Source organism: Streptomyces pyxinae (assembly GCF_024756275.1).
In the GTDB taxonomy this organism is placed as follows: Bacteria; Actinomycetota; Actinomycetes; order Streptomycetales; family Streptomycetaceae; genus Streptomyces; species Streptomyces pyxinae.
The window spans coordinates 129,191-140,972 of record NZ_JANUGQ010000020.1 but is presented as its reverse complement, the minus strand read 5'-3'; the positions used below and the strand labels follow the sequence as shown (position 1 = coordinate 140,972).

General features: G+C 73.6%; 13 protein-coding genes and 1 tRNA gene. 5 read left to right on the top strand and 9 right to left on the bottom strand.

Annotated elements, in window-relative coordinates; translation table 11 throughout:
* Positions 1 to 141: 141 nt before the first annotated feature.
* On the bottom strand, positions 142 to 726 hold the full coding sequence (locus tag NX801_RS22035) for a TMEM165/GDT1 family protein (RefSeq protein WP_258789552.1): 585 nt from the start codon (positions 724 to 726) through the stop codon (positions 142 to 144).
* Between the two features lie 805 nt (positions 727 to 1,531).
* Between NX801_RS22035 and NX801_RS22030 the strand changes: the two genes are divergently transcribed.
* From NX801_RS22030 to NX801_RS22020, 3 genes are all read left to right on the top strand, one after another.
* Positions 1,532 to 2,179 carry an HNH endonuclease family protein gene (locus NX801_RS22030; RefSeq protein WP_258789551.1) on the top strand — a complete coding sequence of 216 codons (648 nt, stop codon included), beginning with the start codon at positions 1,532 to 1,534 and terminating at the stop codon, positions 2,177 to 2,179.
* 229 nt (positions 2,180 to 2,408) lie between these two features.
* Complete coding sequence (locus tag NX801_RS22025) at positions 2,409 to 4,082, top strand: alkaline phosphatase D family protein (RefSeq protein ID WP_258789550.1); 1,674 nt, start codon at positions 2,409 to 2,411, stop codon at positions 4,080 to 4,082.
* Between the two features lie 360 nt (positions 4,083 to 4,442).
* Complete coding sequence (locus tag NX801_RS22020) at positions 4,443 to 4,907, top strand: DoxX family protein (RefSeq protein WP_258789549.1); 465 nt, start codon at positions 4,443 to 4,445, stop codon at positions 4,905 to 4,907.
* Between the two features lie 227 nt (positions 4,908 to 5,134).
* On the opposite strand, the gene NX801_RS22015 is transcribed toward NX801_RS22020, so the two are convergent.
* Both NX801_RS22015 and NX801_RS22010 read right to left on the bottom strand, forming a co-directional pair.
* The gene (locus tag NX801_RS22015; protein WP_258789548.1) at positions 5,135 to 5,968 is read right to left on the bottom strand and encodes a siderophore-interacting protein; all 834 of its coding nucleotides are present in this window, start codon (positions 5,966 to 5,968) and stop codon (positions 5,135 to 5,137) included.
* 229 nt (positions 5,969 to 6,197) lie between these two features.
* Complete coding sequence (locus tag NX801_RS22010; RefSeq protein ID WP_258789547.1) at positions 6,198 to 6,449, bottom strand: DUF2277 domain-containing protein; 252 nt, start codon at positions 6,447 to 6,449, stop codon at positions 6,198 to 6,200.
* A 509-nt stretch (positions 6,450 to 6,958) separates the two neighbouring features.
* Here NX801_RS22010 and NX801_RS22005 point away from each other — a divergent pair.
* A complete protein-coding gene (locus NX801_RS22005; RefSeq protein ID WP_258789562.1) occupies positions 6,959 to 7,318 on the top strand; it encodes a DUF805 domain-containing protein in 360 nt (119 codons plus the stop codon).
* Positions 7,319 to 7,416: 98 nt separating this feature from the next.
* Here the strand turns inward: NX801_RS22005 and NX801_RS22000 are convergent, their stop codons facing one another.
* On the bottom strand, positions 7,417 to 7,602 hold the full coding sequence (locus tag NX801_RS22000) for a hypothetical protein (protein ID WP_258789546.1): 186 nt from the start codon (positions 7,600 to 7,602) through the stop codon (positions 7,417 to 7,419).
* Positions 7,603 to 8,031: 429 nt separating this feature from the next.
* Here NX801_RS22000 and NX801_RS21995 point away from each other — a divergent pair, with 429 nt between their 5' ends.
* Entirely contained in the window at positions 8,032 to 8,280 is a 249-nt protein-coding gene (locus NX801_RS21995; protein ID WP_258789545.1) for a hypothetical protein, read from the top strand.
* Positions 8,281 to 8,304: 24 nt separating this feature from the next.
* On the opposite strand, the gene NX801_RS21990 is transcribed toward NX801_RS21995, so the two are convergent.
* The 5 genes from NX801_RS21990 to NX801_RS21970 all read right to left on the bottom strand — a co-directional run bounded on the left by NX801_RS21990 (position 8,305) and on the right by NX801_RS21970 (position 11,655).
* Complete coding sequence (locus tag NX801_RS21990) at positions 8,305 to 8,709, bottom strand: hypothetical protein (RefSeq protein WP_258789544.1); 405 nt, start codon at positions 8,707 to 8,709, stop codon at positions 8,305 to 8,307.
* Positions 8,710 to 9,123: 414 nt separating this feature from the next.
* A complete protein-coding gene (locus tag NX801_RS21985) occupies positions 9,124 to 10,380 on the bottom strand; it encodes a mannosyltransferase family protein (RefSeq protein ID WP_258789543.1) in 1,257 nt (418 codons plus the stop codon).
* 82 nt (positions 10,381 to 10,462) lie between these two features.
* Positions 10,463 to 10,882, bottom strand: coding sequence for a hypothetical protein (locus tag NX801_RS21980; protein WP_258789542.1), 420 nt, complete (start codon positions 10,880 to 10,882; stop codon positions 10,463 to 10,465).
* Positions 10,875 to 11,375 carry a SigE family RNA polymerase sigma factor gene (locus tag NX801_RS21975; protein WP_258789541.1) on the bottom strand — a complete coding sequence of 167 codons (501 nt, stop codon included), beginning with the start codon at positions 11,373 to 11,375 and terminating at the stop codon, positions 10,875 to 10,877. The genes NX801_RS21980 and NX801_RS21975 overlap by 8 nt, the downstream gene beginning before the upstream one ends.
* A gap of 208 nt (positions 11,376 to 11,583) precedes the next feature.
* Positions 11,584 to 11,655: transfer RNA gene (locus tag NX801_RS21970), tRNA-Val, on the bottom strand.
* Positions 11,656 to 11,782 lie beyond the last annotated feature (127 nt).

Here is an 11,782-nt window from a genome sequence, read left to right as displayed (position 1 = left end):
CGGAGTGACGGGGGTTCAGACGTGTCCTCTCCCGACCTCCGGGACCCCCCCCGCAGGACCGGGTGGACCGGCGGGGGCGGCTGGACCGGCGGCTCCCGGCGGGGGCGGCGGCCCGTCCCCGCCGGTGGCCGCCGCGCGCGCTCAGCCCGCGATCGCCTCATAGAGGCTGAAGCCCGCCAGGGCGATCATCAGACCGGCGGCCACCTTGGTGATCAGCCGCAGCGGCACGTACTTCATCAGCGTCCGGCCGCCGAGAATGCCGAGACCGGCGACCGCCCAGAGGGCCAGCACCGCACCGAGGCCGACCGAGAGCGGGCTGTCGTAGCGAGCCGCCAGGTTGGCGGTCATGATCTGGGTCAGATCGCCGAACTCCGCGACCAGGATCAGCATGAACCCCGCCCCGGAGACCTTCCAGAAGGACTGGTCGGCCGGGGCCTTCAGCTCCTCGTCGTCGTCCTCGTCCTTCTTGAGGAGCAGCATGGCCGCCCCCGCCAGGAAGAGCACGCCCACCACCGCCTGCACCAGCCGGTGCGGCAGCAGGGTGAGCACGCTGCCCGCCGCGATGGCGAGCGCCACATGGACGGCGAAGGCGGCGGCGACCCCGGCGAAGACGTAGGACGCCCGGTAGCGGGTGCCGAGCATCAGGCCCGCGAGCGCGGTCTTGTCGGGCAGTTCGGCGAGAAAGACGACGCCGAAGGTGATCGCCAGGATCGTGAAGCTGAGCACGGGAGAGGTTCCTCAATCGGTCGGGCTCCGCCGCACCGAGAAGAGACGAATCAGGGGTCGCTTCGGCACGGCAGGGCCATGGCATGCATGGACACTGCTGTTGCCGAAGGTCTCGCTGGCGGCCCCCGCGGGCCCGCCTCCGGGCGCCGGCCGGACACGAGGCCCGGCAGTATGTCGACGATCCGGCGAAGAGCTACTCCCCTTCTGCTCCGACCAGGGTACGTGACGCTCCCGAGCCGCCACGACCCACGTGCCCGGCGTCACACGGAGCCCGGCCCCGGAGAGCCCCGGACCGGCCGAAGGACCCCGCCCCGCCCGAGCCCGGGGGCCCGGATCCGGAGGAACCCACCCAGGGCCCGGCTCCGGAGGGACCGGATCCCACGTCCCGGGAGACCGGCCCGAGAGACCAGTCCGGGAGACCGGCCCGAGAGACCAACCCGGGAGACCGGCGCCCCGGGGCCCGGACCGGCCCAAGGGCACGGCTCCCCGGGGTCCGGCCCCGGAGGACCCCTCCCGTCCCTCCCGCCCTCCCCCATGCCCTCCCGTAAGAAATCGGCCCAATGACGAACCCATACGGGCTTTCTGTGCCCCCATCAGAAATCTTCAGAACCCTTTCGACACACCCATAGACGTGACGTGCACATGTCGTCACGCTGTTACCTGGTGCTCCCCTCACGGAAACCTCGCGCCATCACGCTGGCCGAGCCGTCCACCGCTGGGGCCCCGGCACTTCGCAGCGCCGCCGTCCGCCCCGGGCGCACCGCACCCCGACAGCGTTCGACATCTCCACCGCCGAGGAGCTCGCATGTCCCGTTTCTACGCGCGTCGCACCGCCGTGCTCGCCGCCTCCGCCGCGCTCACCGCGACCGGACTGCTGGCCACCACCGCCCCGGCCGCCCAGGCCGCCCCGCCCGCCCCGGTGAGCGCCGCCACCGCCCGTACCTATCTGGCCGCCCTGACGGTCCAGGCGGAAGGTTCCTCCAGCGGTTACAGCCGTGACAAGTTCCCGCACTGGATCACCCAGTCGGGGACGTGCAACACCCGGGAGGTCGTCCTCAAGCGGGACGGCACCGGGGTGCAGCAGGACGGCTCCTGTGCGGCCGTCAGCGGCACCTGGTACTCCGAGTACGACGGGGCGACCTGGACCGCGGCCTCGGACCTGGACATCGACCACGTGGTCCCGCTCGCCGAGGCGTGGCGCTCGGGGGCCAACTCCTGGACCACCACCCAGCGCCAGCAGTTCGCCAACGACCTGACCCGGCCGCAGCTCATCGCGGTCACCGACAACGTCAACCAGGCCAAGGGCGACAAGGACCCGGCCGAGTGGCTGCCGTCGCGCACCGCCTACCGCTGCACCTACGCCCGGATGTGGGTGCAGGTGAAGTACGACTGGAAGCTCACCCTGGACTCGGCCGAGAAGGGCGCGCTCCAGACCCTGCTGAACGGCTGCTGAATCGGTTCCTCCGCACGGCTGCCGAATCGTTCGTCCGCACGGTTGCCGAATCGTTCGTCCGCACGGTTGCCGAATCGTTCGTTCCGCCGCGCCGCCCGGGCGCGGGCGGGCACCTCCGGCCCGCCCGCTCCGTTTCGTACCGTACGGAAGAAGCAGAAGAACCGGTGAAGACGCCGGGGAACCGGGCGGGCGACCGGACGACCGGCGCCCGGACGACGGAGGAGGCCGGATGGCAGCCGGGTTGAGGCTGGGACCAGTGCTGCGGTACGTCGACTGGGACGGGGGCGGCCGGGCCACCGTCTGGGTCGAGGCCGGGCAGCCGTGCACCGCCGAGGTCCGGTGCCCGGACGGCGCGGGCGGCAGCGCCCGTACCTTCCGGGTCGCCGGCCACCACTACGCCCTGGTCGAGGTCTCCGGCCTGACGCCGGGCACGGCCACCCCGTACGAGGTGCTGCTCGACGGGGAGCGGGTCTGGCCGCCCGCCGACTCCCGGCATCCGCCGAGCGTGATCCCGGTCCCGGAGCCGGGCACCGACGGGGCCCGGGTCGCCTTCGGCTCCTGCCGCTGGGCGGCGCCCGCCTCCGGCCACGAGGACCCGATCGGCCCGGACGCCCTGGACACGCTGGCCGGCCGGCTGGCGGCCGACCCCGGAGCCGTACGCCCCGACGTGCTGCTCCTGCTGGGCGACCAGGTGTACGCGGACGAGACCTCCGATGCCACCCGCCGCTGGCTGGCCGCCCGCCGCGATCTGCGGAAACCGCCGGGGCCCCAGGTGGCGGACTACGAGGAGTACACCCATCTCTACGACGAGTCCTGGCGGGACCCGGAGGTCCGCTGGCTGCTCTCCACCGTGCCCAGCTGCATGATCTTCGACGACCACGATGTGATCGACGACTGGAACACCAGCGCCGCCTGGGTGGCGGACATGCGCCGGACGGACTGGTGGCAGGAGCGGATCCTCAGCGGGCTGATGTCGTACTGGGTCTACCAGCACCTGGGCAATCTCTCCCCCGACGAGCTGGCGGACGACCCGATCTACGCCGAGGTGCGGGAGGCCGGGGACGGCACGGAGGTGCTGCGCCGGTACGCCGCCGACGCGGACGCCCGGCCGGCCGGTGCCCGCTGGAGCTACCGGCGGGACTTCGGCCGCACCCGGCTGCTGATGGTCGACTCGCGGGCGGGCCGGGTGCTGGCCGAGGACCGGCGCGCGATGAACGACGAGGACGAGGAGAAGTGGCTGCGCGACCAGGCGCTGGCCGACCCGGGCTCGTACGACCATCTGCTCGTCGGCACCTCGTTGCCGTGGCTGCTGCCGCCGATGATGCACGACACCGAGGCGTGGAACGCCGCGCTCTGCCGGGGCGCACGGGGCGGCTTCTGGGCCAGGGCGGGTGAGCGGGTGCGGCGGGCGGCCGATCTGGAGCACTGGGCGGCGTTCCCGGAGTCGTTCGAGCGGCTGGCCCGGCTGCTGACCGAGGTGGGCACCGGGCCGGAGGCGCCGGCGACGGTCTGCGTGCTCTCCGGGGACGTCCACCACGCGTACGTCGCCGAGCCCGACTGGCCCGCCGGATGGCCGGGCGGCGCGCCGGACGCCCGGGTGTTCCAGCTGACCTGTTCCCCGGTGCACAACGGGGTGCCGCGCGCCATGCGGCTGGGCTTCCGGTTCGGCTGGAGCGGCGCGGGACGGTGGCTGGGCCGCGCCCTGGCCCGGCACGGCCGGGTGGGCCGCCCGCCCTTCCACTGGCGCCGCACCGGGGGCCCGTGGTTCGGCAACCAGTTGATGACCCTCACCCTGCGCGGCCGCTCCGCCCGGCTGCGACTGGACCGGACCCAGGACCGGGGCCGGGGGCGGCGGGCCGATCTGGTGACCGTGGACGAACGGGAGTTGACGCCCGGCGGGTGAACCGGGGCGGCGGCGCCGGCTGTCGCCGCCGGGCGGACCGGCCGAGGAGAGCGGCGGACACGCCGGCCGAGAGGGAGAGCGGACACACCCGGCCGGTGAGGGACGACGGACACACCCAGCCGGGACGGACGACGGACACACCCGGCCGGGGACGGACACACCCGGCCGGGAGGAAGGACGCAGCCGCCGGGCCGGAAGGGAGGGCGGACACGCCGGCCGGGCGGGGTGGCCGCGGCGGTGTCCACGTGCGGGGACAGCAGCATCCCGGGAATGGCGAATGTTGAACTTGCAAGTACTGATTAGGTCCGCCTAACCTGTGGGCTGTCATCGGTTTCGTCCCCAACCGAAGGTGGCTCCCCCATGCCCAAGATCACCCCGTTCCTCAATCAGACGCGCCCGTACGCGCTCGGCCTGTTCCGCATAGTGATCGGACTGCTCTTCCTCTGCCACGGCGCCGCGTCCCTGTTCGGCGTCCTGGGCGGCGGCGCGGGCAGCGGGGGCACCGTCCCGGCCGGTGCCTGGCCCGGCTGGTACGCGGCGGTGATCCAGCTGGTCGGCGGCGCGCTGGTGCTGCTGGGCCTCGGCACCCGGGCCGCGGCGTTCGTGTCGTCGGGCTCGATGGCGTACGCCTACTTCTCCGTGCACCAGGGCGAGGGCCTGTTCCCGATCCAGAACGGCGGCGAGGCCTCGGCGCTCTTCTGCTGGGCGCTGCTGCTGCTGGTCTTCACCGGCCCGGGCGCGCTGGCGCTGGACGGCCTGTTCGGGCGCGCCGACGAGCGCGACGAGGCCACGGCGAAGCAGGAGCGGACACCCGTGACGGCGTGACGGCGTGACCTCGCGCCGGCCGGCGCGACGCACGACGGGGCGGGGGTGGTACCAGCGGTTTTCCGCTACCGGTACCACCCCCGCCCCCTGCGTTCCCGTGCCCGGGAGCCCGCGCTCGCGGCCCCCGGGACTCTCCGCCCTCGCGCGGCCCCGGGCGGGCCCCGCTCCGGCCGCCCGGGCACACCCGGTCGGACCGGGCGCGCATCCGTCGGGCCGAGGCGCCCCCGTCAGTGCGTACGGCCGGCCTTCCAGTAGCCGCAGAACTTGATGTTCTCCTTCGGCACACCCGCCCGGACCCAGTGGCGGCGCAGTGCCGTCGGCAGGGTCGACTCCCCGACCACCCAGGCGTAGAACGGCTCCCTCGGTACGGGCAGGGCCTCGACGGCCTCCCGTGCCTTGTGGCCCGGGACCACGGCGGCGTCTCCGCGCACGACCCAGTTCACCTCGACGCCCTTCGGCCCCTCCAGCTCCTGGCGGTCGGCCTCGGCGGGGACCTCGATCAGCACCTGGCCGGTGATATCACTGTCCAGTGAGGCAAGGATGCCCGCGACCGCCGGCAGCCCGGTCTCGTCCGACACGATCAGCACCTGGTGGAGGTGCTCGGGGCGGGTGAAGGTGATGCCCTCGTCGAGGATGGCCACCTGGTCGCCGGGCGAGCAGCTCTCGGCCCAGGCGGAGGCGGGGCCCGCCGTGCCGTCCGCGGCCGAGCCGTGCAGCACAAAGTCCACGTCGAGCTCGGGCCCTTCCGGTCCTTCCGGGCGGTAGGCGCGAACGGTGTAGTTGCGGAGCACCGGGCGGGATGCCTTGGAGATGGTCAGGTATTTGGCGTAGGCGAGGGCGTCGAGCTTGTTGGGCAGCCGGGAGAGGGAGTCCTCCGCGACCGGGATGAAGAGGCGGAACCACTGGTCGAAGCCCATCGGCGTGAACTTCTCGATGTCCCCGCCGCCCAGGGTGACCCGCGCGAAGCCCGGGGACACCCGCTCCTGGCGCAGGACGTTCAGCCTGATCAGCCCGGCCTGCTCGGGCTTGACCCGGGCACTCGCCGCGTTCGTACGTGCCATGTCAGCTCATCCTTCCGAGGCGCGCACGCGAAACGGCCGTTCCGGGCGCCGCCGTACCGTCCGGGTGCCGGACGAACAGAGTGGGCGCTCAGCTTAACTTAGGCTTGCCTAACCGCACCGCGCCCCAGGGGTGCACCGGAAGCGCGTACCGCGGCTTTCGGGGGCGCACCGGGCCCGCCCCCGCCCCCCGGCGCGCACCGCCTGTCACCCGGGACCCGGGCCGGCGGGCTCACTCGCGCCCGGCGGCTCTCCCCACCGCTCTCCCGGCGCCCCCTCCCCGCACCTCGATGCCGTCGAGAAGCCTGCGGGTGGCCTCGGCGATCTCGTCGACCGCCCGGTCGAAGACCTCCCTGTTGTGCGCGGCGGGCACCCGGAAGCCGGAGACCTTGCGTACGTACTGGAGCGCGGCGGCCCGCATGTCGTCCTCGGTGGCCTCACCGGGGAGAGCGGGCGGACGGAGCGTCTTGATACTGCGGCACATACCCCCAGTGTGACCCCGCCCGCCCGCTCGGGCCCTCCGTCATTCACACGGCGTCATTCACACGGCGCCGCACACGGCATCACCGCGCCCCATCCACACCACCGCGCCGCCACACGCCATATCCCCATGCCCCCGTACACACCCACGCCCCCACGCCGGCAAAGAAAACGGAGCACACCCGAACCGGCACGCTGCGTACACTTTCGGCCATCCACCGCCGGCAGGAAAGGCGCATATCCGGGCGCATTCCCCCCGGCCGACAGAAAGGCCCCCGTCACGACGGACTGACGCCCACTCAGCGTCGCCACCGCCGAACCCGCCGGGCGCCCCAAGGCATCCCCCACGTCCGCGCGGCCCCGGCGGGTCCAGGGAGATCATTTATGAGGGTGCCTCACCAAGGGTCGCCACTGCCGAAGATAACGTTTTGACCAGCACACGACACTACCTCTAAGTTTCGGCCACGCCCGGAAACGAATGACCGGGATTCTTCATGGCCCTTGGGGGACGTAATGCACTGGTATGTGGACGTACTGAAGAAGTACGCGGTATTCAGCGGGCGGGCGCGCCGCAAGGAATACTGGATGTTCGTGCTCTTCAACGTCATCGTCAGCATCGTGCTGTCGATCATCGACAACGTCGCGGGTACCAGCCCGGTCATCAGCTCGATCTACAGCATCGCCGTGCTGCTGCCGGCCCTTGGCGTAACGATTCGCCGGCTGCACGACACCGACCGGTCCGGCTGGTGGGTCCTCATCGCGCTGATCCCGCTGGTCGGCTCGATCATCCTGCTCGTCTTCCTGGCCTCCGAGGGCAAGCCGGGCGTCAACGCCCACGGCCCGAACCCGAAGCAGCCGGCCGCGGCCTACTGAACCCCGGCCTCCGCAGCGCCCCGCGCGCCCGGCCTTCCCCGGCACCGACCGGCGGACGGCCGGGCGCGCGCCGTTTCCGCCCCGGCGCGCTCCGGGGGCTACGCCGCCTCCACGACCTCCGTCCGCTGCGCCTCGGCCCAGGCGGTGACGAGCAGCCGGTACTCCGCCCGCTGCTCACGGCTCAACCGCCCGTCGCGGCCCGCATGGGACCACAGGTCACGAATGGCGTCGTTCAGCGCGTCCGCGTCTAACGGCACGCCGCCGGAAGAGGAGGGAAGGCACATGCCTCCAGCGTAGGCCAGGCCGCTGACACTCCCGAACCACCGGTGTGCAGGATCCGTCACACTCCGGCGGCCCTCCCACTGGCGCCACCGCCCCCGGTGCCTCCGACTCCCCGCCCCCGCACCCCTGTACGACCTGGCCACCCACCACCCCCCGCACACCGGCACCCGGTTGCCCCCACCCGTACGCCGACACCCCGGCTCCCCCCGTCAATTGGCCGATACGAGCAGTTCCCCGCACGCTTGCCCCGAGCCGCTTCCCCCACCGGCTCGCCACGAGCCGCCTCCTCCCCCACCCCGCACGCACCCCCGAACGCGCCTCCGGCGCCCGGCACTTCCCCACCACCCCCCTCGGTGCCCCCGGCCCGGCGGCCGACCGTCCCTACGCCCGTACGCACTCGTCCAGCCCGCTCCGCTGAGTACCCTGCCTTCATGGACCACCGCCGAGTCAGTGAGTGGCCGCCGGAGAGCGAGCCGGTACGCGTCCCGGAGGCGGAGGCGCCACCGCGTGACGCCCTGCCCGACATCACCGAGGCGCCGTGCGAGCGGTGCGGGACGACGATCAGCGGGCTGAACGGCCGTTACGCCTGCCCGCACTGCCAGTGGGTGAGCCACTGGTCGGCCGGCTACCGGCCACTGCCCCGCGCCCGGGACCTGGAGACGGCACCGGAGCCGGACTGAGCCCCGGTCGCACGGGGGCGGAACCTACGTCTCCGGCGGGGCGTACAGGAGCGTTCCGCCCGAGCCGTAGACGGCGGCACGGACCGGCCGGCCCGCGTTGTCCCCCCAGCCGGCGAACGCCCGGGCCACGGTCTCGGCGGCGGCCCGGGTGGTGTGATCGGTGGCCAGGAAGCCCAGCTCACCGGGTGTCCGCCAGTCGCCCCACAGCAGGGGGACATGGCCGACCACGGCACCGCGTTGCTCGGCCGGTGCCTCCGCCTCCGCCCAGGCGGTGAAGGACCGTGCCCGAGCGACGGCGCGGCCCGCGTCGTCGACGGCTGGAGGCCGGGGCGGGGCCACCCGGCTGCCCGGGGGCTCCTCCCCCGGGAGACCGCAGCCGGAGAGCAGCAGCACGGCGAGAAGCGACATGAGCGGAGAGGTCGGGCGCACCTGTTCTTCTCCTCCGTCGGCTGTCGGTGGCCGGCCTCGGGTACACGGGCCGGCCACCTGCGGAGCAAGGTCGCGTGTCGGGTCACATGTCGATGGAGTCGGCCCGGTCGTTCCAGTCGCCGCTCAACGGGGGGCCGTAGTCGCTGGATCTGTCGTACGCGGTAGCCCGCCCGCCGGACTCGGCACAGGGCACTGCAGGAGGCCGGCCGGTGTCCCGGGAGGGGCGTGAAGTGGGCCCCACGGAGCGGGGCACGGACCCGTACCCGCCGCCCAGCGCCCGTTGTCCGCGAAGGTGCCCAGCTCCGGGCCGTACGCGGGCCCCGCGGCGGCGTCCTCGCCCCGCGCTTCCGGTTCACCCGAAGGGGCTCTTGCCATCGGTACGCCGGGACACCCGCGTGCGCCGCCCAAGCCCCGCTAGATCGCGTACGGCCAGGTGGTGAGCATGTAGGCGCCGTACCAGCAGCCGAAGAGCGAGCCACAGGCCAGGGTGGTGACAAGGGTGCGGGTACGGGCGCGGGCCAGTGCGCGGGCGAGAGGTATCAGGAAGACGACGGCGGGCAGCAGCATGCGCAGCTTGCAGTGGTAGTAGTTGCTCTGCCCGACGGCGACCAGGACCACCGCCGTGCCGTAGACCAGCAGGGGCGGCCAGGTCGGTGTCCCCCAGGCAGCGGCGGTGCAGCCGAGCGACGCCAGGACGAGCACGGCGGTGCTGACGGCCACCCAGCCCTCGGCGCGGGTGAAGGCGTAGCCCAGGAACTCCGCGAAACCCGCGCCGCTGTCCCAGTGGGTGTCCCAACCCGCCGCCTGGATGAGGAACCAGGCGTCCGGCCGGTGCAGCCGGTCGCCGACCCAGAGCAGATAGGCGGGGGTGCCGGCGCAGGCCAGCGGGACCGCCGCCATGGGCCGGAAGGCCGGGCGGCGGGCGCGGAACATCTGGTGCGCGGCGGCCACGGCGACGGCCAGGGCGACCGCCGCCGCCACCGGGCGAGTCAGGCCGGCCAGAGCGGCGAAGGCGCCGGCGGTGAGCCAGGCCCGGCGGTGGGCGGCGAGCAGCGCGGCGGCGGCGAGGGCCAGGAACAGCGACTCGCTGTAGGCCATGAAGTAGACCAGGGCCATCGGCTGGGCGAGCGCGAGCAGGACGATCGCCACCAGCGCGGTGCGCCGCCCATGGAGCCGGGCCAGCAGATTGTGGACGGCGAACAGGGCGGCGGCGAAGGCGAGATGGGCGGTGACGATCGCGGCCGTCTCCGTCCCCAGGCCGGTGAGTCCGTGCACGGCCCGGACCGCCAGCGGGAAGAGGGGGAAGAAGGCGAGGGTGTTGCCGGTGAGTTCGCCCTCCGGTCCGTGGGTGAAGTGGTCCGGATACCCCTCAGTGGCTATGGAGACGAAGTGCTGGGCGTCCCAGGCGAGCAGCCGGTCGTACACCGTGGCCCCGGCGGAACGATTCATCAGGGCCAGCACCACCAGATGGAGCACGGCGGCGACCGCGTAGACGGCGGCCGCCGGCAGCACGGCCCGGGTCCGGGCCTCCCAGCGGCCGCGCTCCCACCGGCCGCTCGGGACCGGTGGGGCGGCGTCCTCCGGGACCGTACCGGCTCCGGACGGCGGATCGGCGTCGGCCGTGACCGTTCCCGGTGGGGCGGCGGCCGGATCGAGGGTGGGCGTCGGCATCGGCGGTGGCTCCCTTGTCGTACGGGCGTGTGCTGCCTCTACGCACGCCGGCCACCGGCGGGTTGACAGGCTGAGACGCGGATCACACCGGGGGCAGTGTGACGGTGGCGTCCGGGCTCGGCCGCGGGGACCGGGACGGCGGAGGACTCGGCGGCGCCGGGTCGGACGGCCCGGGGGTGGGGGGCGGGCTCGCGAGACGGGTCGGGTCGGCCGGCGGACCGCCGTCCGTCGTCGTCACGGTCGGCGTGGGCACCCGGGGCGACGAGGAGGAGACCCCGTGCGGAGCGGCCGGCGGCTCGTACCGGGGGGCGCCCGCCCAGAGGGCGAGGGCGACCGCGCCGGCACCGCAGAACGCCCCGGTCGCGGCGAACACCGCGTGCCGTCGCCGCCGGCGGCGGCGACCGCGCTCCTCGATCACTCGGAGGTCCACGGGCAGGGCGCGCCGCCCCGCCTCCTGGGCGGCGGACCGCAGACGGGACGCCACGAAGTCGTCGTCAGCCATCGTGGGCCTCCGCTGAGTGGACCTGGGGCGCCAGATACGAGGTGAGCGTCGCCCGGGCCCGGGACAGATGGGACTTCACCGTTCCCACGGCCAGGCCGGTCTCGGCCGCGACCGCCTCCACCGACAGGTCGCAGACATAGAACAGAGCGGCACAGTGCCGCTGCCGGAGCGGCAGCCGGCGCAGCGCCGCCGCGATGTCGACCATGCCGGGGTCCGGTCCCTCGACGGAGGTGGCCGCCGTGCTCCGCCGCCCGAGCTGCCGGCCGCGCAGCACCCGGCGCCACCGGCTGACGGCGAGCCGCCGGGCGACCGTACGCACCCACGCTTCCGGTCCCGGCCCCTGCCGCAGCCGGTGCCGCCGGTCCCAGGCCCGGACGAACGCCTCCTGGACGACGTCCTGGGCCTCGTGAAAGTCGCCGGTCATGACGTACAACTGCCCGGTGAGCCGCCGGACCGTGTGCCCGTAGAACACGGCGAACTCCTCGTCGGTCAACGCGACTCTCCCCCGGGGGGCGCTCCTGTCCCCCCAGCAAAGCACACGCCCCCGACAGCCCCCGGACCGCCCATGAATGGGGCTCCGGGCTCCGGGCTCCGGGCTCCGGGCTCCGGGCTCCGGGCTCCGGAAAGGGAACCGGCCTCCCGGACGGAGGTCCAGGAGGCCGGTTGTCCACACCTGTACGTCGGTACGTCGGTCGACACGGTGGGCGCGGACGGTTTCGAACCGCCGACATCTGCTTTGTAAGAGCAGCGCTCTACCCCTGAGCTACGCACCCGTGGAATGAGCCAACAGAGTACATGGCCGACCCGTGGCCACCGCAAACGCGGGGTGCCCCGGCGGGCAGCGGCGAGCCCCTGCCCACACCGGTGGGCACCAGGGGAAAGAGGGGGGATAGCCCCAGT

Bases quoted from the DNA above. Each gene is read 5' to 3' on its own strand.
- NX801_RS22030 (WP_258789551.1), top strand. From the start codon at position 1,532: ATGTCCCGTTTCTACGCGCGTCGCACCGCCGTGCTCGCCGCCTCCGCC.
- NX801_RS22025 (WP_258789550.1), top strand. From the start codon at position 2,409: ATGGCAGCCGGGTTGAGGCTGGGACCAGTGCTGCGGTACGTCGACTGG.
- NX801_RS22020 (WP_258789549.1), top strand. From the start codon at position 4,443: ATGCCCAAGATCACCCCGTTCCTCAATCAGACGCGCCCGTACGCGCTC.
- NX801_RS22015 (WP_258789548.1), bottom strand. From the start codon at position 5,968: ATGGCACGTACGAACGCGGCGAGTGCCCGGGTCAAGCCCGAGCAGGCC.
- NX801_RS22010 (WP_258789547.1), bottom strand. From the start codon at position 6,449: ATGTGCCGCAGTATCAAGACGCTCCGTCCGCCCGCTCTCCCCGGTGAG.
- NX801_RS22005 (WP_258789562.1), top strand. From the start codon at position 6,959: ATGCACTGGTATGTGGACGTACTGAAGAAGTACGCGGTATTCAGCGGG.
- NX801_RS22000 (WP_258789546.1), bottom strand. From the start codon at position 7,602: ATGTGCCTTCCCTCCTCTTCCGGCGGCGTGCCGTTAGACGCGGACGCG.
- NX801_RS21995 (WP_258789545.1), top strand. From the start codon at position 8,032: ATGGACCACCGCCGAGTCAGTGAGTGGCCGCCGGAGAGCGAGCCGGTA.
- NX801_RS21985 (WP_258789543.1), bottom strand. From the start codon at position 10,380: ATGCCGACGCCCACCCTCGATCCGGCCGCCGCCCCACCGGGAACGGTC.
- NX801_RS21980 (WP_258789542.1), bottom strand. From the start codon at position 10,882: ATGGCTGACGACGACTTCGTGGCGTCCCGTCTGCGGTCCGCCGCCCAG.